The organism is Microbacterium sp. STRO-1N, from assembly GCF_057748015.1.
In genome coordinates, this window is sequence record NZ_CM173234.1 from 3,474,920 (window position 1) to 3,496,728 (window position 21,809).

The 21,809-nt window shown below is 68.4% G+C and carries 21 protein-coding genes; 7 read left to right on the forward strand and 14 right to left on the reverse strand.

What is annotated here, in order from left to right; translation table 11 throughout:
• Nucleotides 1–147 precede the first annotated feature (147 nt).
• Nucleotides 148–1,185: a LacI family DNA-binding transcriptional regulator gene (locus AC3ANJ_RS16790; protein WP_488317286.1), complete on the forward strand. Its 1,038-nt coding sequence runs from the start codon at nt 148–150 to the stop codon at nt 1,183–1,185.
• 2 nt (nt 1,186–1,187) lie between these two features.
• Here the strand turns inward: AC3ANJ_RS16790 and AC3ANJ_RS16795 are convergent, their stop codons facing one another.
• The 6 genes from AC3ANJ_RS16795 to AC3ANJ_RS16820 form a co-directional block, all read right to left on the reverse strand.
• Nucleotides 1,188–2,204: a LacI family DNA-binding transcriptional regulator gene (locus tag AC3ANJ_RS16795; protein ID WP_488317287.1), complete on the reverse strand. Its 1,017-nt coding sequence runs from the start codon at nt 2,202–2,204 to the stop codon at nt 1,188–1,190.
• Between the two features lie 54 nt (nt 2,205–2,258).
• On the reverse strand, nt 2,259–3,386 hold the full coding sequence (locus AC3ANJ_RS16800) for a bifunctional 2-methylcitrate synthase/citrate synthase (protein ID WP_488317288.1): 1,128 nt from the start codon (nt 3,384–3,386) through the stop codon (nt 2,259–2,261).
• 19 nt (nt 3,387–3,405) lie between these two features.
• Nucleotides 3,406–4,308 carry a methylisocitrate lyase gene (gene prpB, locus AC3ANJ_RS16805; protein ID WP_488317289.1) on the reverse strand — a complete coding sequence of 301 codons (903 nt, stop codon included), beginning with the start codon at nt 4,306–4,308 and terminating at the stop codon, nt 3,406–3,408.
• A gap of 163 nt (nt 4,309–4,471) precedes the next feature.
• The gene (locus AC3ANJ_RS16810) at nt 4,472–5,989 is read right to left on the reverse strand and encodes an MmgE/PrpD family protein (protein ID WP_488317290.1); all 1,518 of its coding nucleotides are present in this window, start codon (nt 5,987–5,989) and stop codon (nt 4,472–4,474) included.
• Nucleotides 5,986–6,630 (reverse strand): GntR family transcriptional regulator, encoded by a 645-nt coding sequence (locus AC3ANJ_RS16815; RefSeq protein ID WP_488317291.1) that lies wholly within the window; start codon nt 6,628–6,630, stop codon nt 5,986–5,988. The genes AC3ANJ_RS16810 and AC3ANJ_RS16815 overlap by 4 nt, the downstream gene beginning before the upstream one ends.
• A gap of 81 nt (nt 6,631–6,711) precedes the next feature.
• Nucleotides 6,712–7,683, reverse strand: a complete 972-nt coding sequence (locus AC3ANJ_RS16820) for an EamA family transporter (RefSeq protein WP_488317292.1) — start codon at nt 7,681–7,683, stop codon at nt 6,712–6,714.
• A gap of 39 nt (nt 7,684–7,722) precedes the next feature.
• On the opposite strand from AC3ANJ_RS16820, the gene AC3ANJ_RS16825 reads away from it, so the two are divergent.
• Nucleotides 7,723–8,259, forward strand: coding sequence for a CGNR zinc finger domain-containing protein (locus tag AC3ANJ_RS16825; RefSeq protein ID WP_488317293.1), 537 nt, complete (start codon nt 7,723–7,725; stop codon nt 8,257–8,259).
• 42 nt (nt 8,260–8,301) lie between these two features.
• Here AC3ANJ_RS16825 and AC3ANJ_RS16830 read toward each other — a convergent pair whose 3' ends face one another.
• The 5 genes from AC3ANJ_RS16830 to AC3ANJ_RS16850 all read right to left on the reverse strand — a co-directional run bounded on the left by AC3ANJ_RS16830 (nt 8,302) and on the right by AC3ANJ_RS16850 (nt 12,932).
• Nucleotides 8,302–9,633 carry an LLM class flavin-dependent oxidoreductase gene (locus AC3ANJ_RS16830; RefSeq protein ID WP_488317294.1) on the reverse strand — a complete coding sequence of 444 codons (1,332 nt, stop codon included), beginning with the start codon at nt 9,631–9,633 and terminating at the stop codon, nt 8,302–8,304.
• The gene (locus AC3ANJ_RS16835) at nt 9,630–10,400 is read right to left on the reverse strand and encodes an ABC transporter ATP-binding protein (protein WP_488317295.1); all 771 of its coding nucleotides are present in this window, start codon (nt 10,398–10,400) and stop codon (nt 9,630–9,632) included. The genes AC3ANJ_RS16830 and AC3ANJ_RS16835 overlap by 4 nt, the downstream gene beginning before the upstream one ends.
• A complete protein-coding gene (locus AC3ANJ_RS16840; RefSeq protein WP_488317296.1) occupies nt 10,376–11,266 on the reverse strand; it encodes an ABC transporter permease in 891 nt (296 codons plus the stop codon). The genes AC3ANJ_RS16835 and AC3ANJ_RS16840 overlap by 25 nt, the downstream gene beginning before the upstream one ends.
• Before the next feature lies 1 nt (nt 11,267).
• Entirely contained in the window at nt 11,268–12,311 is a 1,044-nt protein-coding gene (locus AC3ANJ_RS16845; protein ID WP_488317297.1) for an ABC transporter substrate-binding protein, read from the reverse strand.
• A 258-nt stretch (nt 12,312–12,569) separates the two neighbouring features.
• Complete coding sequence (locus AC3ANJ_RS16850) at nt 12,570–12,932, reverse strand: VOC family protein (protein ID WP_488317298.1); 363 nt, start codon at nt 12,930–12,932, stop codon at nt 12,570–12,572.
• Between the two features lie 184 nt (nt 12,933–13,116).
• Here AC3ANJ_RS16850 and AC3ANJ_RS16855 point away from each other — a divergent pair, with 184 nt between their 5' ends.
• The 5 genes from AC3ANJ_RS16855 to AC3ANJ_RS16875 are packed head-to-tail and all read left to right on the forward strand — an operon-like array spanning nt 13,117 to nt 18,021.
• Nucleotides 13,117–13,692 carry a glucose-6-phosphate isomerase family protein gene (locus tag AC3ANJ_RS16855; protein WP_488317299.1) on the forward strand — a complete coding sequence of 192 codons (576 nt, stop codon included), beginning with the start codon at nt 13,117–13,119 and terminating at the stop codon, nt 13,690–13,692.
• Nucleotides 13,693–13,701: 9 nt separating this feature from the next.
• A complete protein-coding gene (xylB, locus tag AC3ANJ_RS16860) occupies nt 13,702–15,201 on the forward strand; it encodes a xylulokinase (protein ID WP_488317300.1) in 1,500 nt (499 codons plus the stop codon).
• Nucleotides 15,201–16,160 (forward strand): NAD(P)-dependent oxidoreductase, encoded by a 960-nt coding sequence (locus tag AC3ANJ_RS16865; protein ID WP_488317301.1) that lies wholly within the window; start codon nt 15,201–15,203, stop codon nt 16,158–16,160. Before xylB ends, AC3ANJ_RS16865 begins: the two co-directional genes overlap by 1 nt.
• A complete protein-coding gene (locus tag AC3ANJ_RS16870; protein WP_488317302.1) occupies nt 16,157–17,080 on the forward strand; it encodes a shikimate dehydrogenase family protein in 924 nt (307 codons plus the stop codon). The genes AC3ANJ_RS16865 and AC3ANJ_RS16870 overlap by 4 nt, the downstream gene beginning before the upstream one ends.
• Entirely contained in the window at nt 17,077–18,021 is a 945-nt protein-coding gene (locus AC3ANJ_RS16875) for a phosphotriesterase family protein (protein WP_488317303.1), read from the forward strand. Before AC3ANJ_RS16870 ends, AC3ANJ_RS16875 begins: the two co-directional genes overlap by 4 nt.
• Before the next feature lie 124 nt (nt 18,022–18,145).
• Here AC3ANJ_RS16875 and AC3ANJ_RS16880 read toward each other — a convergent pair whose 3' ends face one another.
• The 3 genes from AC3ANJ_RS16880 to AC3ANJ_RS16890 are packed head-to-tail and all read right to left on the reverse strand — an operon-like array spanning nt 18,146 to nt 21,717.
• On the reverse strand, nt 18,146–19,153 hold the full coding sequence (locus AC3ANJ_RS16880) for a substrate-binding domain-containing protein (RefSeq protein WP_488317304.1): 1,008 nt from the start codon (nt 19,151–19,153) through the stop codon (nt 18,146–18,148).
• A 30-nt stretch (nt 19,154–19,183) separates the two neighbouring features.
• Nucleotides 19,184–20,215, reverse strand: a complete 1,032-nt coding sequence (locus tag AC3ANJ_RS16885; protein WP_406248639.1) for an ABC transporter permease — start codon at nt 20,213–20,215, stop codon at nt 19,184–19,186.
• Nucleotides 20,215–21,717 (reverse strand): sugar ABC transporter ATP-binding protein, encoded by a 1,503-nt coding sequence (locus AC3ANJ_RS16890; RefSeq protein WP_488317305.1) that lies wholly within the window; start codon nt 21,715–21,717, stop codon nt 20,215–20,217. Before AC3ANJ_RS16890 ends, AC3ANJ_RS16885 begins: the two co-directional genes overlap by 1 nt.
• Between the last annotated feature and the right edge of the window lie 92 nt (nt 21,718–21,809).

Here is a 21,809-nt window from a genome sequence, read left to right on the forward strand (position 1 = left end):
CTGTCCTCCTTGATAGCGATGATTCCTGGCGAGTTCCGCGTCCCCAGATGCGCGTTTACATCGATGAAGTTCATCGATGTAAACCAAGAATGCAGGTTGGCTCGACCACTGTCAAGAGAATCTTGTTCATCGATGTAACATGAGGCGATGATGAGGGAGCACGCGACGAGCCAGCCCACGATGCAGGACGTGGCGCGACTGGCCGGGGTGTCCTCGAAGACCGTCTCGAACGTGATCAACAGTCACCCGAACGTCAGCGCGGCCACGAAGACGCGAGTAGAGGGCGCCATCGCGCAGCTCGGGTACAAACTCAACCTGGCCGCTCGCAATCTGCGATCCGGTCGCAGCGGCGTCATCGGTCTCGCCATCCCGAGCCTGACCGTGGCCTACTTCGCCGAACTCGCCGAGGCGGCGATCACTGCGGCCGAGCAGTACGGTCTCGTGGTTCAGATCGAGCGCACCGGAAGCCTGGAGCGCGAACGCGCACTCCTGGACAGCCCGCGCCTTCAGCACATCGACGGCCTGATCTTCAATCCGATGGATCACCATGCCGAAGAACTGCGATCCGTCGATCTGACCGTGCCGACGATCGTGCTCGGCGACCATCCGGTCGGCGGCGCCACCATCCACATCAGCACGGATCAGCGCGCCGCTGCGGCATTGGCGACCGAACAGCTGCTGCTCACCGGTCGGCGTCGCATCGCGGCGATCGGGGCGCGTTCCGAGGACACGCACGGCGGAGCCGCGCAGCGCCTCGACGGCTACCGATCGGTGCTTCACCGCGCGGGAATCGCCTGGGACGACGCCCTGATCGTCGAGGCTGATCCGTGGAATCAGGTCAACGGCGCGACGGCGATGCTCGAGCTCCTGGGGCGCGGAGTGAGCTTCGACGCCGTGTTCGCCTTCAACGACAGTCTCGCGCTGGGCGCCATGCGAGCGCTCGGGGATGCCGGCCGCCGCGTTCCCGCCGACGTCGCAGTGATCGGGATCGACAACATCGCCGAATCGAAGTACTCGTTGCCGTCACTGACGACCATCGATCTCGGCAGCCGTCAGATCGCGGAGACCGCCGTACGACTGCTCGCCGAGCAGTTCGCTCACGACGCGCAGCCCTCGCCGCAGCGCCTGCTCGTCGATTTCACGCTCGTCCCCCGAGAGTCGACCGCGATCCGCACCGAGAGCTGAGTTCAGCGATGGGCGGGCGCGGACTCGCGTTCGAGGATGCGGTAGTCCGCGAGAAGCGTGCGAGGAGCGGGCTTCTCGTCGCCGGCGCCGATGCGCTCCAGCAGGGTCTTCACCGCCGTCTTGGCGATCCATTCGCGCCCAGGGTCGACGGTCGTCAGCGACGGAATCGAGTACTCGGCCTCGTCCAGCCCGTCGAAGCCCACCACGGCGACGTCGTCCGGGACGCGACGGCCGGACTCCTGCAGGACACGCATCGCGCCGAGCGCCAGGGTGTCGTTGAGGCCGAACACCGCATCGAACTCGACGCCGCGCCCCAGGAGCTCGCGCATCGAGTCGGCGCCGTTCGCGCGGTGCCAGAGCGTCGTGTAGCCGACCATCGAGTCGTCGTAGGGGATGCCGGCATCCGCCAGCGCTTCTCGATAGCCCTGCAGACGCAGCGCGGCCGAGCCGATGACCTCGCCCTCGTGCGCACCGACGACGGCGATGCGTCGGCGGCCGGTCTTCAGGAGATATTCGGTCGCGATCTTGGCCGCTTCAACGTTGCGCATCGTGACATGATCGGTCGGGCCGTCGAAGATGCGCTCACCGAGCAGCACCAGCGGGTAGGAGACGTCCAGCGCCGCGGCATCCTCCTGCCCCATCCCGAGCGGGCTGAAGATCAGGCCGTCGGTGAGCTTGAGCCGCGGACTGCGCAGCAGGTCCATCTCACGGGCGCGATCGGCGCCGGTCTGCTCGACCAGCACGACCACCCCGGCGGCTTCGGCCTCGTGGATGACCTGCGCCGCCAGCTCGGCGAAGTAGGCGAGGCTCAGATCGGGCAGCGCGAGTGCGATCGCCCCCGTGCGCCCCGAGCGGAGATTGCGCGCCGTCAGATTCGGGGTGTAGCCGAGTTCGGCGATCGCGGCCTCGACCTTCTCCCTGGTCGTCGGACGAATGTGCGGATAGTCGTTGATGACATTCGACACGGTCTTGATCGAGACTCCTGCGAGTCTCGCGACATCGTGCAACGTCGCGGCCATGATCCCACCCCTCTCCAGCGTCAGTCTACAACGTTGTAGAGATTCCCTGGTGCGTCAGAGCCGGACGTGGCGCTCATCAGGCCCATCGTAGAGCGACAGCGGACGGATCAGCGCGTTGGCGGCCGCCTGTTCGATCACGTGCGCCGTCCACCCCGTGACGCGGGCAGCGACGAACAACGGCGTGAAGGTCAGAGTGTCGAATCCGATGAGGTTGTACGCCGGCCCGGAGGGGTAGTCCAGGTTCGGGTAGATGCCCTTGCGGGCGACGAACTCCTGCTCCAGCGCGTCGTACAACTCGGCGACGTCGGCGCGGCCGTAGTGCTCGACGAGAGTGTCCAGGGCCGACTTCATGGTCGGCACGCGCGAGTCGCCGTTCTTGTACACGCGGTGGCCGAAGCCCATGATCTTGCGCTTCTCGGCGAGCGCCCGGTCCAGCCACGGCTTCACGTTCGCCGCATCCCCGATCTCGTCGAAGATGTGCAGCACGGCCTCGTTGGCGCCGCCGTGCAGCGGCCCCTTGAGCGCCCCGATCGCCCCGACGACAGCCGAATACAGATCGCTCAGCGTCGAGGTGATGACGCGAGCCGTGAACGTCGAGGCATTGAACGAGTGCTCCGCGTAGAGGATCATCGAGCGGTTGAACGCGTCGACGACCACCGGGTCCGGCACCTCGCCGAACGTCATCCAGAGGAAGTTCGCCGAGTAGTCGAGGTCGTCCCGGGGCTCGATCGGCTCCTCCCCCCGACGGCGGCGCTGCCCGTAGGCGACGATCGCCGGCAGCGCCGCGAACAGTCGGATGCTGCGTGCGAGGTTCTCCTCAGGGCTCGCCTGCGCATCCAACGCGGACCCTGCGGCATCCGTCGCGCCGATGACGCTCACGGCGGTGCGGACCTCGTCCATGGGGTGCGCCTCGACGGGCACCAGATCGATCGTCGCCTTGACCTGGTCAGTCAGGGCGCGGTGCGCGCGCTCGGTGGCACGGAGCTCGGCGAGCTGCTCGGCATCCGGAAGCTCACCGTTCCAGAGCAGGTAGGCGACGGCTTCGAAGGGCTGGGTGGCGGCCAGCTCCTGCACGGGGTATCCGCGGTAGAGCAGGCTGTTCGTCTCGGGGTTGACCTTGCTGATCGCCGTCGTGTCGACGACGACCCCGGCCAGGCCTTTGCGGATCTCGGGGTCGCTCATTTCCTGCTCCTTCGCACGGTCACGGGTGGTCGATCGTGAAGTTGTAGACACCGGAGTCGAAGTGGTTGTACGACTCGTAGTCGATCAGCTCGTAGAGGTCGGCGCGGTGCTGCATCTCCCCCAGTTTCGAGGTGAGGTGCCCTTCCTCGTTCAGCGTATCGAGTGCGCGGCCGGCCGCGCCCATCGAGATGCGCAGCAGCGACACCGGCCAGATGACGATGCTCACCCCGGCATCGCGCAGCTGCGCCGTCGAGAACAGTTCGGACTTGCCGAACTCGGTCATGTTGGCGAGAATCGGCACCTCCAGCGCCTCGGCCATCGCCTCGAACTCGGCGAGGTCGCGCATCGCCTCGGGGAAGATCGCGTCGGCTCCGGCATCCACCAGGGCCTTGGCGCGATCGATCGCCGCATCAAGGCCTTCGACCGCGCGGATGTCGGTGCGCGCCATGATGAGAAAGTTCGGATCCCGCCGAGCATCGGCCGCGGCCCGGATGCGCTTGATCGCGGTGTTCTCGTCGACGACGGCCTTGCCGTCGAGGTGGCCGCAGCGCTTGGGGTTCACCTGATCCTCGATGTGGGTGCCGGCGAGTCCGGCGTCCTCGAGCGTCTGAATCGTACGCGCCACGTTCATCGGCTCGCCGAATCCGGTGTCGGCGTCGACGATCGCCGGGAGCTCGGTCATCCGCGCGATCTGCTGCGCACGGCCGGCGACCTCGGTGAGCGTCGTCAGGCCGATGTCGGGGAGCCCGAGATCGGCGGAGAGCACCGCACCGGAGATGTAGACCCCGTCGAACCCCTTCTGCTCGATCAGGCGGGCGCTCAGCGGATTGAACGCGCCGGGGAAGCGCAGCAGCTCACCCGACGCCAGGCGCTCGCGGAACAGCCGACGCTTCTCGGCCGGAGTGGTGGTGGAGTACAGCATCAGAAGCTCCCTTCTCGCGAGGACGCCAGTGCATGTCTGACTTCGTGCGGGTATTTCCGGACAGTACCCGCCATCTCTGCGACACGCTTCGGCTGCGTGTCCGGGTTACTGCGGGTCGAAGCCCGCCCGACCCGCATCTTCTCGGACACTTTCGGCACGAGCATCAGAACAGGCCCTTCGTGGCGGGTTCTGCCGACAGGATGCCGGGGCGCGCGATGATCGACAGCTCCTGCACCTCGGCGACCGTCAGCTCGGGGAGACGCTGCACGAGCGCGAGGAAGCGCTCGATCTCGGCATCCTCCAGCACGGGAGACGCGAGCAGACGGAACTTCGCGATGTAGTCGGCTCGCGCGAACGGGCGCGCGCCGAGCGGGTGCGCGTCGGCGACGGCGATCTCGTCGACGAGCGTGGATCCGTCCGTGAACGTGATCTCGACGCGTCCGCCGAAGGCCTTCTCCGCGGGGTCGATCGAGTGGTAGCGGCGGGTCCACTCGGCATCCTCCGCCGTGGTGATCTTCTGCCAGAGCGCAACCGTTTCCGCACGACCGGCGCGTTCGGGCAGGTACGAGTCGACGTGGTGCCAGGCACCGTCCTGCAGGGCGACGGCGAAGATGTAGGGAATCGAGTGATCGAGGGTCTCGCGCGAGGCGGTCGGATCGTACTTCTGCGGGTCGTTCGCCCCCGACCCGATCACATAGTGGGTGTGGTGGCTGGTGTGCAGCACGACGGATTCGATCGCCGCGATGTCGATGCCCTGACCGTGCAGCTTGCGCGCCAGGTCGATCCACGCCTGGGCCTGATACTCCGCGGAGTGCTCCTTGGTGTACGTGTCGAGGATCGCGCGCTTCGCCTCGCCGGCCGCGGGAAGCGGCACGTCGTACGAGGCGTCCTTGCCGTCCAGCATCCAGGCGATGACGCCGTCCTCGCCTTCGTAGATCGGCGAGGGCGAGGTCTGTCCGCGCATCGCTCGGTCGACCGCCTCGACGGCCATCTTGCCTGCGAATGCCGGGGCGTGCGCCTTCCAGGTGGAGATCTCGCCCTTGCGGCTCTGCCGTGTGGCCGTTGTGGTGTGCAGCGCCTGGCCGACGGCCTGGTAGATCGTCTCGACGGGAAGGCCGAGCAGGGTGCCGATGCCGGCCGCAGCCGAGGGTCCGAGGTGCGCGACGTGGTCGATCTTGTGCTTGTGCAGCGAGATGGCCTTCACGAGATCCACCTGGATCTCGTATCCGGTCGCGATGCCGCGGACGAGCGCCTGACCGTCGCGGTGCGCATGCTGGGCGACGGCGAGGATCGGCGGGATGTTGTCGCCCGGGTGCGAATACTCCGCCGCCAGGAACGTGTCGTGATAGTCGAGCTCTCGGACGGCTACGCCGTTCGCCCACGCGGCCCATTCCGGACTGGTGCGCCGGTCGAGGGCGGCGCCGAACACGGTCGCGCCGCCGCCTCCAGTCGAGACGGGGTGGCTGAACGCCTGGTCCCTGGCCGCGACGATGGGCGCACGGGTGAGGGATGCCGCGGCTACCGAGGCGTTGTCGATGATGCGGTTGATGATCATGTCGACGACCTCGCCATCGACCTCGGCCGGATCGGCGGCGACCTCGGCGATCCGCCAGGCGAGCTGCTCCTCGCGGGGGAGCTCCTCGTCGGAGCGGTGGACGCGGACGTGGTGGGTGACGGTCATGGCTGTCCTTCGGTGTCGGTCAGGGATTCGAGGATGCTGGTGAGGGCGTTGCGCAGATGCACGTGTGTGGCGTGGGCGGCGAGCTCGCCGTCGCACTCGGCGAGCGCTTCGGCGATGAGGCGGTGCTCCCCCACGGACGCCTCCAGCCGCTCCGGCTTGTCGCGGGCCATGCGTCGCACGCGGACGAGATGGGTGCGGACGGTGCGCAGGGCCGCGGCCATGTAGTCGTTGGCGACGGCCTGATCGATCGCGTGGTCGAGACGCGCGATCAGCGCGTAGTAGTCGTCCTTGCCCGTGCGCGCAGCGAGGTCGACGCCGGCGAAATCGGCCGCGAGCGCGGCGAAGACATCGGGGTCGCCGCGCTGAGCGGCGAGACGGGCCGCAGCCTCTTCGAGCGCGCGCCGGGTCTCGAACAGGGAGCGGATGTCTGCGGCGTCGACCGCGGAGACCACCGTCACACGCGGCGACTGCTGCACGACCAGGCCGTCCAGCATCAGCTGCTGCAGCGCCTCCCGGAGCGGCGTGCGGCTCACGCCGAGGCGTGCGGCCTGATCGGTTTCGGCGAGGACCGCACCGGGCGCCAGGGCTCCGGACTGGATCTCGTCCAGGAGCGCGGCATACGCCCGGTCGCTTGCTCGCATGCCCTTATCGTATACACAAATGACGGATCCCGGCGCGAAAGCTCTCTTGAAGGCCCAGGAGCGTATACAGAATGCGTGCGCTCAGGCAGCTCGCTCCGGTAAGGGCTCGACGAGTTCGGATGCCGCGGGTTCACCGAGCTTCACCAGCACCACACCGATGAGGACGAGCACCGCGCCGAGGCCCTGGAGCAGATCGGGCAACTGGCCCAGCAGCAGCCAGCCGAAGAACATCGCCGCGACCACCTCGGCGAGAGCGATGAAGGACGCCAGCCGCGACCCCAGCATGCGGGTCGACACGATCCCCAGCACGTACGCCAGGGCAGTCGCACCGAGCCCGATCGCGAGCACGGGAACGAACCACGGCACGCTGCCGAACCGGTAGGCGATGTCCGTGGTCGTCCAGGTCATGGGAACCACGCCGATGATGCCGGCGAGCGTCAGTCCGACCGCCCCGAGCAGCAGCCCGAGACCCGCGAGGGCGATCGGCGGCAGCCCGGTGTCGCTGCGCGCCGAGAGCAGGAAGTAGCTCGCGGCCCCGACCATCGCGCCGAGCGCCCAGAGGATTCCGATCACGTCGGCACTGGCGCCGGTGACGACGTCCAGCATGAGGACGAGTCCAGCGAATGCGATCACCGCACCGATGATGCTGCGACGCGTCGGCTTCTCGCCACGACGCAGCCACAGCCACATGACCACCGCGATGGGAGCGGTGTATTCGATCAGCAGCGCGATGCCGACATCCATCCGGGCGACCGCCTGGAAGTAGAAGAGCTGGGTAGCGGTGACCGCGAGGAGGCCGTAGGCGACGACCATGCCGGCATTGCGGCGGACCGCGGACCAGCGCCCGCGCAGCGCGATGAGCGTAGGGACGAGCAGCACGAGCGCGGCCACCCAGACGCGCGCCGTGACGGCGGCACCAGGAGTCCATCCTGCGTCGATCAGACCCCGCGCCCATGCCCCGGACATCCCGAACGAGAGCGCTGCACCGATCGCGATCGCGAGGCCGACCCCGACGCGGGAACGGCGCGCCGTGTCACTTGTCATAACGCTCATGACCAATGACGCTAGTCCTGGGTCAAGTAAGATGTCAACATGTTCTTCACCGATGACACCGGGGAGGCCCTGCGCGCGGCCGTGCTCCTGGCGAACACAGCGGAGACGACGGACACCCTGACGACGCAGGACGACGTCGGCACGTTCCTCGAACAGCATCCGTATACGGGACGGATCGACCGCGACGATGCGGAGCTCGCCGCCCTCCGAGACCTGCGATCGCGACTGCGCGCGATGCTGCTCGCTCCGCGCGACGAGATGGTCGATCGGGTGAACGACGCCCTGTCGAAGGTGCCTCTGAGTCCCCGGCTGACCAGACACGACGACGTGGACTGGCACCTGCACGCGGTCGCCGACGACCGGCCGCTGCCCGAGCGGATCCTCGTCGAGACGGCGATGGCGCTGATCGACGTCATCCGTGCGGACGAAGTCGGACGTCTGGGGGTGTGCGCGGACGACGATTGCGAGGCGATCGTGCTCGACCTGTCGCGCAACCGCTCGAGACGCTACTGCTCCACGACCTGCGCGAATCGCAACGCCGTCGCGGCGTACCGCGCACGACGCGCGGCGCCCTGACGCGTGCGACGCCCCTCTCGCCGAAGGGCGTCGCACAGGCCATCAGCCGACCGAGGCCAGTTCTCGCCGGCCCACCGGCCTCGGGAGTCCGTAGTGCTCGCGCAGCGTCGAGCCGGCGTACTCGGTACGGAACAGTCCGCGCTCCTGAAGGATCGGCACGACCCGTTCGACGAACACCTCGAGACCAGAGGGCAGAACAGCGGGCATGATGTTGAACCCGTCTGCGGCACCGTTCTCGAACCACTGCTGGATCGTGTCGGCGACCTGCACCGGCGTCCCCGTGAACGTGCGGTGCCCTCGGCCTCCGCCGAGGCGGCCGATCAGCTCACGCACCGTGAGGTTCTCCCGGCGGGCGAGGGCGACGATGAGCGTGTAGCGGCTCTTGGCCCCTTCGATCTCGTCCTCGCCGGGCAGGTCGTCCGGCAGCGGTCGATCGAGCCGCAGCGTTCCCGGCGCCAGCTTCAGCACCTTCTCGAGCTGATCGCGCGCGAACTCCGGCGCGATGAGCCGGTCGAGTTCTGCCTCGAGCTCGCGCGCCTCGGCCTCGGTGTCGGCGATGATCGGCACGAGCCCCGGGAGAACCTTGACCTGCTCAGGGTCGCGGCCGTTCTCGATCGCCCGGCGCTTGATGTCCGCGTAGAACTCCTGCGCCTCCTCGATGGTGGGCGTGGCGGTGAAGATCGCCTCCGCCCAGCGCGCCGCGAACTCCTTGCCGCTCTCGCTGGACCCCGCCTGTACGAGCAGCGGATGGCCCTGCGGACTGCGTGGCGAGTTCAGCGGCCCCTCGACGCGGAAGTGCTCGCCGCGATGCCCGATCGCGTGCACCCGATCCGCACGCGCGTGCACCCCGGCATCCTTGTCCGCGATGATCGCGTCGTCGTCCCACGAGTCCCACAGCTTGGTCGCGACCTCGAGGAATTCGGATGCTCTGGCGTATCGGTCCCGATGCAGCGGCTGGTCCTCGAGTCCGAAGTTGCGGGCCGCCGCGTCCCCCGCGGTGGTGACGATGTTCCACCCGGCCCGCCCGTTCGAGATCCAATCCACCGACGACAGGCGCCTGGCGAGGTTGAACGGCTCGTTGTAGGACGTGGATGCCGTGGCGATGAGGCCGATCCGCGAAGTGGTGACGGCGAGCGCCGTCAAGAGGATCGTCGGCTCGAACCCGCCCACCGGGCGCCGCCCGACCTCGCCGAACAGCGCAGGGGAATCGGCCAGGAACAGCGAGTCGAACTTCGCATCCTCGGCGATCTTCGCGAGCCGCTGGTGGTAGGCGAGATCCAGCAGGGCGTTCGGGTCGGACTCGGGCAGGCGCCATGATGCCTCGTGGTGCCCGGTGTCGTGCAGGAACAGGTTGAAGTGCAGCTGTCTGGTCATGATTTCTCCGTAAGGGTCGTGGTGGGGGCGGTGTCGCTCTGGACTCCGAGAGCCGCAAGCAGGAGGTCGCGCAGGCGGGCGAACTCCGGATCGGCCGGGGTCCGCTGCTCGGGCAGTCCGATGCGCAGGTCGAGCGAGAACCGCCCGCCGTCGATGACGAGCACGCGGTCGGCGAGCAGCAGGGCTTCGTCGACGTCGTGCGTGACGAGCAGCACGGCTGGGCGATGCACGCGCAGCAGGGTCCGCAGCAGCCCGTGCATCCGGATGCGGGTAAGGGCGTCGAGGGCACCGAACGGTTCGTCGGCGAGCAGGAGCTGCGGCTCGCTCACGAGCGACCGAGCCAGCGCCGCGCGCTGCTGTTCGCCGCCGGACAGCTCGTGCGGCCAGGCGCGCTCGCGGCCGGCGAGTCCGACCTCGGCGAGCACCTCGCGGCCGCGCTCACGCGCAACGGAGCCCGATTGTCCGAGCACGACGTTGTCCAGCACCCGCAGCCACGGCAGCAGCCGCGAGTCCTGGAAGACCATCGAGACGCGACGGGGGACGTAGATCTCTCCGGATCCGTCGACGGTGTCGTCGAGGCCCGCGACGGCGCGGAGCAGAGTGCTCTTGCCGGATCCGCTGCGCCCGATCAGGGCGACGAACTCGCCGCGCGCGATCTCGAGGTCGATGCCGTCCAGGACGTCCCGGTCGCCGAACGATCGGCGCAGTCCGACCGTGCGGACGGTCGTGCCCACGGCCGCGGTCAGCTCGCGAGCGTGCGTCGCCATGACAGCACCCGCCTCTCCAGAAGTCGGACGAGGGCGTCCGAGACGAAGCCGAAGACGCCGTACACGACGAGACCGACCAGGATGATGTCCGACTGGGCGTACAGCTGGGCCTGCGCCATCATGTAGCCGACGCCCGAGGTGGCGTTGATCGTCTCCACCACGATCAGGGCCATCCATGATCCGACGACCGCGAGGCGGAAGCCGACGAAGAAGCCGGGCAGCGAACCGGGCACGAGCACGAAGCGGATGTACTGCCACCGCGTCAGTCCGAGCGATTCGGCGAGCTCGATCTGCTTGGTGTCGATGCCGGTCAGGGCGCTGTAGGTGTTGATGTAGATCGGCACGAGGACGCCGAGGGCGACGATGGTCACCTTGAACTCCTCGCCGATGCCCAGCCACAGGATGAGCAGCGGGATCAGCGCCAGCACCGGGATCGCGCGCTTGACCTGCACCGTGCCGTCGACGACCGCTTCGCCGAGACGGCTGAGTCCGGCGATGACGGCGAGCACCACCCCCGTCACGGTGCCGATCAGAAGGCCCAGCAGCGCCCGCGACAGCGAGGCTCCGACGTGCTCGGCGAGCGTTCCGTCGGTGATGAGCTGCCACGCGGTCGCCGCGACCGTGCCCGGCCCGCTGAGCAGGCGCGGGTCGAGCAGCCCCAGCGAGGATGCCGCGAACCACAGCACCACGATGATGAACGGCCCGAGCAGGCGTGCGCCGGGCAGCGACCTGCCGCGCCCGAGGCGATGGCGTCGCGATTGCAGGACGAGATCGGAGCCCGGCTGCGCCGGAGCCGGTGGCGCCTGCGGTTCTTCATCCGCCTCGACCACCGCGGTGGGTCTGGTCGTCAGTTTGGTCAGGGACATGTCATTCCTCCGTCACGTACTCGTCGGACACCGCGGCTGCGGCGTCGCCTTCGAACCGGCGGTCGAACAGCACCTCGGCATCCAGCTCCTCGATGAACCCGCCGTTGGCGAGCAGATCCGCCGACGATTGGGCCCACTCGACGGCGGTGTCCCAGTCGGTGGGGAACGAGGGCTTGCTGGCGAGCTTCCAGATGCGGTCGGCATCCTCGGCCGTCACGCCCTCTGTGTCGACGAAGTAGAACTGCTTCCACTCGTCGGGGTGCTCCCACGCCCAGACCTGGGACTGCGCCCACACCCGGATGTAGTCGCGCACCGCGCGCACGTTCTCCTCGTCCTCCAGCACCGTCGTGGGCACCCAGAGGACCGTCAGCAGATCGGGGACCTCGGCGAGCAGCGCATCGGCGCCGTCCTCTCCGAACTGGTCGATGTACTTCGTCACCGCCGGCTCAGACAGCGGGGCGATGTCGACCTGCCCGCCCTGCAGCGCGGTGAGGAACTGTGTGCTCGGCAGCTCGACGAACTCGACCTCGTCGTAGCCGATGCCCGCGTCCTGCAGCGTCCGCAGCACCGTGTCGCCCTGCGACTGCCCCTGCGAGAAGGCGATCCGCTTGCCGCGCAGATCCTCCCAGTCGCTCAGGTCGACGCCGGGGGCGCTCGCGAACACGTAGCCCGGCAGCGGACGCTCGAGCACGCTCACGATCGTCGCGTCGAATCCGATGTCGTGCGCCTGGATGGGCGGGATGATCGCGTTGCTCGCGACATCGAGCGCACCGGCGCGGAACGCCTGGATGACGTCGGGGCCTGCGGCCGCGTTCACCCATTCCGTGACCGCGAACTCCGGACCTTTCAATTCGTCGCCGGCCAGCTCGAGCTGCAACTGGGTGGTGCGTCCTGCGACGCGCAGGCCGGTGTCGCCCTCGGGAGCACCGGTCGGCAGCGGTTCGGATGCCGGGGCCTGGTCGACCGCGGCAGAGCCCGCACTCGCGCAACCGGCCAGGAGCACCAGGGCGGCGACCGCGCCGGCGACCGCGGGCACTCGCCTCATCGATCGTCGAGGGATTCGGAGGGAGGTGGCCATGGCGTGTTCCTTTCGCTGGAGTCCGGTGACAGGAATCCTCCAGCGCTCGCGCTCAGGGCGTCCACCAATGCGTCACACGTGTCAGCGCGTGACCGCGTGTTACCGGTGATCGTGCACGATCCCGCGAATCGCGCAGGCGTCGCGCGCCCGCAGCAGGAACGGCTCAGGGGCCGATCGCGCGTGGCGATCGGCCCCTGAGGATGCGTGGTCAGAGTACCGCCGTGCTCAGCCCCCGACGACGCCCTCGAACAGGCCGATGTGATTGCCGTCCGGGTCGACGATGACCGCCCACGCGCTCGTGTCTGTGATCGGCTGCCGCGCGGCTGCGACGCTGCCGCCCGCAGCCACCGCTGCGGCGATCGTGTCGTCGATCGAATCGACCTCGACGTACGACCGCGGCTGCGTGAAGCCCGGGTCGCGCGGCGCGAGCCCACCGCCGGAGATGCCGTTCGGCGCCTGCCACATCGGGTACCCCTCGAAGCCGGGCATCTCGGCGATCTGCCAGCCGAACAGCGTCGAATAGAACGTCGTCGCCCGCGTCATGTCCCCCACCGGGATGTCGATGTGCGTGATGTCTCCGTGTGCCATCTGTCTCACCTTTCCGTCGGGCCTCACGGCCGCTCTGCCCAATCTTCGCGGCCAGTCTGCTCCGCGGTTCCGACATCGACAAGGGGGCAGTCTTGTCGTCGACCTGTAATAACAGGTACACTGCTTGTCATTACAGGCTCCGATCCGCACCGGAGCGCCCCAGCGACTGTTCGAGGATGAGCCCATGCCCGCGTTCCACACCCCGCCGATCCCGCCGATGGTGATCGCCTTCGATGCCGAGAACCTCACGCTCTCGCCCGAGGGGCCGACACTGACCCGGCGCATGTCGGATCTGGAGGGACTGTTCCTCGACGCGGAGGCGTGGGCCGCGGCATCCGACGCCGACGACCCGGTCGTCTACACGGTCACCAGTTCGCCGGTGCCCGAGATCGACCGCGAGCTGCCCCAGTCGATCACGACGATCATGCCGGGCGACACGTCCGGCGAGCTGTGGATGACGAAGGGCCACCAGCACCCAGACCACCAGGGCGAGATCTATCTCGCCCTCAAGGGCAGAGGCGGGCTGCTCATGTTCGACGGCGAGCGCACGGAGTGGCTCGACATGCTCCCGGGCACCATCGGGTACATCCCGCCGGGGTGGGCGCACCGTTCCGTGAACACCGGCGACGAACCGTACGCCTTCCTCGCGGTCTACCCCGGCGGCGCGGGCCACGACTACGGATGGGTGCTCGAGCACGGCATGGGCTCGCGCGCCTACCGCACCCCCGACGGCCACGAACTTCGTCCGTACTCCGCCTAGGCTCGCCCCGTGATCATCGCGCACGACCTCGGCACGACCGGGAACAAGGCGTCGCTGCACCACGACGACGGACGGCTCATCGCGTCCGCGACGGTCGGGTACCCCGCGCATTTCGCCACCGGCGGCGTCGCCGAACAGGATCCGCACGACTGGTGGGATGCCGTGGTGCAGGCCACCCGCGAGTTGATCGCCCGCACCGGCACACCGGCCGCGGACGTCACGGGTCTCGTCGTGAGCGGCCAGATGATGGGCGCGGTCCTGCTCGACGCCGATGGCGAACCGGTGCGCCCTGCGATCATCTGGGCCGACACCCGTGCGGGGGCGCAGCAGCGCGAACTCGAAGCGGGACTCGGCGCCGAACACGCCTACCGCGTGCTCGGCCATCGGCTGAACCCGACGTACTCGCTCGAGAAGGTCATGTGGGTGCGCGACAACGAGCCGGACATCTGGTCACGCGTGCGCCGATTCTGCGTCGCGAAGGACTACGTCGTCCTGCGTCTCACCGGACGGCTCGCCACCGACCGATCCGACGCCTCGGGCACCAACGCCTACGACCAGGCGGTCGGCGACTGGTCGGATGAGGTGCTGCAGGCGGCGCGGCTCGACCGCGCGCTCTTCCCGGAGATCCTCGACTCCACCGCGATCGTCGGCGCGCTGACGGATGCCGCGGCATCCGCTCTGGGACTTCCGGCCACCGTGCGCGTCGTGATGGGCGGCGGCGACGGCCCCATGGCGGCGGTGGGCTCTGGAATCGTGGCCCCCTCGGATGGCGCCTACGTGAGCCTTGGCACCTCGTCGTGGATCTCCTTCGCGAGGGACGCCCCGCTGCACGACGCCGCGATGCGGACGTTCACGTTCGACAACGTCGTGCCCGGTTCGTTCGTGCCGACCGCGACCATGCAGGCGGGCGGAGCATCGGTGCAGTGGATCGCCGAGGCGCTGTCGCCGGACCCAGCGCGCCCCGAGACGGGGCGGCTGATCGCCGAAGCGGGAGGCGACGTCGACACCGACGATCTCTACTTCCTCCCCTACCTGCTCGGCGAGCGCTCCCCGCACTGGGATCCGAACGCCCGAGGCGCCTTCGTCGGCATCGGGCGGCACCACTCCCAAGCGCACCTCGTGCGCGCGGTGCTGGAGGGGGTCGCTTTCAACCTGTTCACGAGCATCCATGCGTTCCGCGATTCCGGCGCATCGATCGACCGCATCGACGCCGTCGGCGGCGGGGCGCAGAGCGACGTCTGGCTGCAGATCCTCGCCGATGCGTGGGGCGTCCCTGTGCGCCGGCGCACGATCGTCGAGGAGGCCAACAGCCTCGGCGCCGCCGTCACGGGCGCCGTCGGGCTCGGCCTCGCCGACTTCTCGGCCGCGCGTGCCCTCAGCGAAGTCACGGCCGAGTTCGCACCGGATGCCGGGCGGCACGCCTCTTATGCGCAGCGGCACGCCCGCTTCGCCGATGCCTACACCGCGCTCGCCCCGTGGTTCGCGGGCGCACCCCGCGGAGGCAGCTGATGGGCACCATCCTCGTCACCAGCCGATCGTTCTCCGACGGCGACCTCGACCTCGTCACCAGGGCGAACGCCGCCGGCCACCGGATCATGCGCGGGCCGGCCCATCACGACCTGGGCGAACTGCGTGCGCAGCTGCACGGTGCGGATGCCTGGATCGCCGGAACCGGGCCGATCACCGCCGATCATCTCGCGGGCGCACCGCGGCTGAAGATCATCGCCCGATACGGGGTCGGCACGGAGTCCGTCGACCTCGCCGCCGCCGCGGAACGCGGTGTGACCGTGACGAACACCCCGGGGGCGAACGCCGACGCGGTCGCGGATCACACGATCGGGCTGATGCTCTCGGCACTGCGGTTCGTCGCGGACGGCGACCGCCGAGTGCGCGCCGGCGACTGGTCGGTGCGCCGCGGTCGCGAACTCGGCGCCGCCACGGTCGGGATCGTCGGGTTCGGGCGCATCGGCCAGGGCGTGGCGCGGCGACTGCGCGGCTTCGGCTCGCGCGTCGTCGCCACCGACCCGTTCCTGCCCGCCGAGCGCATCAGAGACCTCGGCGCCGAGCCTCTGGCACTGGACGAGCTGTTCCGCACGGCGGATGTCATCACCCTCCACGCCCCTGGTGGCCAGCGCATCGTCGACGCCGAGAGGTTGTCTGATGTGCGCATGGGCGGCGTCATCATCAACACGGCGCGTGCGGATCTCGTCGATGAGGATGCCGTGGCCGCCGCCCTGCGCGACCGGCGGCTCGCAGGATTCGCCGCGGACACGCTCGCCGGCGACACCGCGGCCACGTCGAGCCCGCTGCTGGCGGACGACCTCGCGCCGCTGGTCACGGTCACCCCGCACCTCGGCGCCCAGACCACGCAGGCCGTCGACAACATGGGGGCGATGTCGCTCGACGACGTGATCGCCGTGCTGCGCGGCGACGAACCACGATTCCTCGTCCGAAAGGGGACGTCATGACCGATTCCGACTACATGGGCTTCGTCGGGGTCAGCACCGGCTCGTCGTCGATCATGACGGTGTTCCCGCTCTGGGCAGACATCCTCGGTCTGCCGACCCGGACGCTCGTCGGCCATGATCTGCCGCTGGATGCGACCCCGGCGCAGTACCGCGCGCTCGTCGAGCAGATCCGCGACGACCCGCACCACCGCGGCGCCCTCGTCACGACGCACAAGATGAACGTCTACGCCGCGGCATCCGATCTGTTCGACGAACTGGACCCGTTCGCGGTCTCGTGCGCCGAGATCTCCAGCATCGCCAAGCGCGGCACGCATCTCTCCGGGCGCGCGAAGGACCCGATCACGGTGGATCTCGCGCTGAACGACTTCCTCCCCGCGGACCACTTCGCCCGCACCGGCGCCGAGGTCGTGATCCTCGGCGCAGGTGGCTCAGGCACCGCGCTCAGCTGGGCGCTCTCCGAACGCGATGATGCGCCGAGTCGGATCACGGTCACGGCCCGCGATGACGACAAGCTCGAGCATCTGCGAGAAGTCCACCGCCAGCACGGCACCCGCGAAGGGCTGATCGAGTACGTGCGCACCGACACCGTGCAGGATGCCGCGGCCATCGTGGCGGCATCCGCACCGGGTTCGGTCATCGTCAACGCGACCGGCCTCGGGAAGGACCGGCCAGGCTCTCCGCTCCCCGACGACGTCGTGTTCCCCGAGAACGCGTACGTGTGGGAGTTCAACTACCGAGGGACTCTGGAGTTCCTGCACCAGGCTCGAGCCCAGCAGGATGCTCGGTCGCTGCACGTCGTCGACGGCTGGCGCTACTTCATCCACGGCTGGTCGCAGGTGGTCGCCGATGTCTTCGCGATCGCCCTCACGGCGGAGGTCGTCGAGCAGTTGGCGGCGGCCGCGGAGATCGCACGACGATGATCCGCACGGTCCTCGGCGACATCGACCCTGCGGAACTCGGGCCGGTGGACTATCACGAGCATCTGTTCCAGATCTCTCCGCTTCTTCCCGGCGACGAGCTGGACGACGAGACGGCGTCGGGCGCCGAGGCCCGGATGCTGCGGCAGAGCGGCTTCGCCGCCATGATCGATGCGACCCCGTTCGGTCTCGGCCGCGACCCCGCTGCGCTCGCGCGAATCAGCGCGACGACGGGTCTCGGCATCATCGCCACCGCGGGGCGGCACCGCGAGGCCCATTACGCCGTGGACCATCCGACGCGCGCGTCCTCCGTGGACGAGCTGGCGGCGGCGTTCACGTCCGAGATCGTGGAGGGGCAGCCGGCCTCGGACGACGAGACGGGCGCACGTGCGGTCGGCCAGGACGGAACGGCCGTGCGCGCCGGCATCCTCAAGGGCGGAATCGACTACTGGCGGATCAGTCCGTTCGAGCGGATCACCCTGGACGCCCTGGCCATCGCGCACGCCGCGACGGGCGCCGCGATCATGGTGCATCTCGAGTTCTGCACGGCCGCGCACGAGGTGCTCGACGTGTTCGGCTCGCAGGGAGTGCCGGCGAACAGGGTCGTGCTCGCGCACGCCGACCGAGATCCGGATGCCGGACTCCACGCCTCGCTCGCCGAACGCGGCGCCTACCTCGGCTACGACGGCTTCGCGCGCCCTCGCACGCGGTCGGATGCCGAGCTGCTCGCGCTGACCGCGGAGGTCGTGGCCGCGGGCGGTGGTGACCGCATCCTGCTCGGCGGGGATGTCGCCCGCCGCACCCGGTACATCGCCTACGGCGGGATGCCGGGGCTCGCGTACCTCGGCGAGCGCTACCTGCCCCGGCTGCGCGCGGTCCTGGGCGACGAGGCCGTGGACCGGATGGTCGTGGCGAATCCCGCACGGCTGCTCGACCTCGGCTGAGCCAGGGCGGCGTTCGCGGTGACGGGCGCGCACCGCGGCATCCGCTCGCCGGCCCGGGTGCCGGGCCGACGACCGAAAGGGCCCCCGCGCCGCAGCGCGAGGGCCCTTGACCGTCAGCGTCGGATCACTCGTAGAGGACCGCGGCGATCTCGGGGTCCTCGATGTTCGTGGCGTCGTACCAGTACGAGCCGGTGTCGTAGAACTCGTCGATCTCCTCGCCCTTGGCCGCGGCCACCGCCGACTCGACGGTGCGGGCGCCGATGCCGATCGGGTCCTGCGTGATGGCGCCGGCCATCGTGCCGTCCTTGATCGCCTGGATCTGCGCGGAGCCGGAGTCGAAGCCGACGATCGTGAGCTTGCCCTTCTCCAGTCCGAGCTCGTTCACGGCGTTGACGACACCGATCGCCGAGCCCTCGTTCGTGCCGTAGATGCCCTTGAGATCGGGGTGGGCGGCGATCATGGCCTTGGCGATGTCGGCCGACTTGAGGTGGTCGCCGTCGCCGTACTGGATGTCGACGATCTCGATGTCCGGGTAGTCCGTCTCGATCTTCTCCACGAAGCCGTCCCGGCGCTCGACACCTGTCGAGTTGATCTGCGAGTGGCCGACGATGGCGACCTCGCCCGATCCGCCGATGAGTTCAGCCATGTGCTCGGCGGCCAGGGCTCCGGCGACCTTGCTGTCGGTCGCCGCGAGACTCAGTCCCACGTCGCTGTCGCACGGGGCGTCGAAGTAGACCACCGGGATCTCCTTCGAGGCGGCCTGATCCAGCGGGGCGATGCACGCCTCCGGGTCCAGCGCGGCATAGCCGATGGCGTCCGGGTTCTTGTCGATCGCCGCCGTCAGCATCTCGAGCTGCTGGGCGATCTCGGTCTCGGCTGCGGGGCCCTCGAACGTGACCTTCACGCCGAGCTCCTCGGCCTTCTCCTCGGCGCCCTGCTTCACCGCCTGCCAGAACTGGTGCTGGAAGCCCTTCGAGACCAGCGCGACGTACATCTCTCCGTCGCCGCTGCCCGTGTCGGGATCGGTGCCGCCGCCCTCTTCGATGACGTCGCCGCCACCCGCACAGCCCGCGATGACGAGGGCGGATGCGGCCAACAGCGCCGCGAATGCTGTTTTCTTCCCAAATCGCATGGAAACTCCTTTGTTCTTGTGGGTGAGGGATCAGGTGCGCTGGCGGTTGCGCAGCGAGTCGAAGAACACGGCCAGCAGCACGACGACGCCGACGACGACGTTCTGCCACTCGGTCTGGATGGACAGGATCCGCAGGCCGTTGACCAGGACGCTCATGATGAGCGCGCCGATCACGGTGCCGACGATGGATCCGCGCCCGCCCAGGAGCGAGGTCCCGCCGATGATGACGGCCGCGATCGCCTGCAGCTCGTAACCGGTGCCGATCTGCGGTTGCGCCGAGTCGAGGCGCGACGCGATGACGATGCCGGCGACACCCGTGAAGGCTCCGGCGAACATGTAGACGAAGATCGTCCAGCGCCGGGTGTTCACACCGGACAGCCGCGTCGCCTCCTCGTTCGATCCGATCGCGAACGTGTAGCGGCCGAGCAGCGTCTTGGACAGCACGAGACCGGCGATGAGGGCGAGCACGGCCGTGATGAGCACCGCGTTCGGGATGCCGGGGATGATGACGCCGAGCGCGATGCGCTTGAAGTCCGGGGCCGACGTCGAGAAGTAGATCGGCCGCACGCCGGAGATGACGAGAGCGAGACCGCCCGCGATCATCATCATGGCCAGCGTCGCGATGAAGGGAGGAAGTCGGAGGAACGTGATGTTCACGCCGTTGACGAGCCCCATCAGCACACCCGTTCCGATGCCGCCGAGGACACCGACCCAGACCGGCATCCCGAGGTTCGTGATGATGACACCGGTCATCACGGCGCACAGCGCCATGCCTGTTCCGATCGACAGATCGATCCCGCCGGTGATGATCACGAAGGTCGTCCCCAGCGCGAGGATGCCGATGACAGCGGTCGACAGCAGCACGGTGGCGATATTGCTGAAGGTCAGGAAGTTCGGGCTCGCGAGGGCGAAGATGATCACCAGCACGATGAGGGTGCCGAAGGCGAGCGACTGCTGGAGCTGCCGTTTGAGGAAACCGGAGACGTCGCGCTTGTCGGTGTTCTCGTTCACCGCCTGCTGGATGACGGTCGTCGTCGACCCTGGTTGTTCTGGGGTGCTCATCACGCTTCCTCCCCGTGGGCTGCGAGCTGCATGATCTTCTCCTGAGTGGCTTCTTCGTTGCGCAGCGTCCCCATGATCCGGCCGTTCGCGAACACCGCGATGCGGTTCGCGACGCGCAGGATCTCGGGGAGCTCCGATGAGATGACGATGATGGACTTCCCGGATGCCGCGAGCTGCTGCATCAGGCGGTAGATCTCCTCCTTCGCGCCGACGTCGATTCCTCGCGTCGGCTCGTCGAAGATGAGCACGTCGCAGTCGCGCATCAGCCAACGGGCGATGACGACCTTCTGCTGATTGCCGCCGGAGAGCAGCTTCACGATCTGGTTGACCGACGGGGTCTTCACGCGCAGCTGCTGCACGTACTGCTTGGTCTGGTTCTTGGCCTTGCCGTCGCGCATCCAGCCGATCGCTCCGGCGTAGGTGCTCAGCGACGCCAGCACCGTGTTGAAGGTGACGTCCTGCTCGAGCATGAGTCCGAGCATCTTCCGATCCTCGGAGAGGTAGCCGACGCCGTGCTTCACGGCATCCTCGGGGTGGCGGATGCGCGCCCTGCGCCCGGCGATCGTGATCGTGCCGCCGTCTCTGTGGTCGGCTCCGATCACCGCTCTGGCCGTCTCGGTGCGTCCGGCGCCCATGAGCCCGGCGAAGCCGAGGATCTCGCCGCGGTGCAACTGGAACGAGACGTCCTTGAGGAGCGCCCTGGTCGAGAGGTTCTGCACGTCCAGCACGATCGGATCGTTCAGGTGCTCGCGCGCCTCAGGGCGGGCTCCTTCGTCGATCGCGCGGCCGACCATCATCTCGATGATCGTCGGGATGGTGACATCGGCCTTTTCCAGTGATCCGATGTATGTGCCGTCGCGGAGCACGGTCACCCGATCGGCGAGCCGCTTGAGCTCATCCATGCGGTGCGAGATGTAGACGATGCCGGTGCCGCGGGCTCGTAGCTGATCGATGAGGGTGAAGAGCGTCTCGACCTCGCTGTCAGTGAGCGCCGAAGTCGGCTCGTCCATGATGAGGACCTTGGCGTTGAACGAGAGCGCCTTGGCGATCTCGACCATCTGCTGCTTGGCCACCGTCAGCTCGCCGACGGGCTGCCGAGGGTCGAGGTCGATCTCCAGACGCCGAAGCAGCTCGGAGGTCTGGCGATTGAGCTTGCGCTCGGACAGGAAACCCCCGCTCATCGGCTCTCTGCCGATGTAGATGTTCTGCGCGACCGTGAGATCGGGCATGAGATTCATCTCCTGGTGGATGATCGTGATGCCCAGCTGCTGCGCCTGCAGCGGACTGGTCAGCTCGACCTCTCGGCCCTCGAAGACGATCGTCCCCTCGTCGCGCATGTAGATGCCGGAGAGGATCTTCATGAGCGTGGACTTGCCGGCGCCGTTCTCGCCCACGAGGACGAGCACCTCCCCGGAGCGCACCTCGAGGTGGACATCCTTCAATGCCTGCACGCCGGGAAAACCCTTGCTGATGCCCTCCACCCTGAGGATGGGTTCGCTCATGCTCTCACCTGCTTCCTTGAAGGTTCGTGACGATGCCTCTTCGGGATGAAACATCGGGTCAATTGTGACGTGCGATCGATTTCACCGCAAGT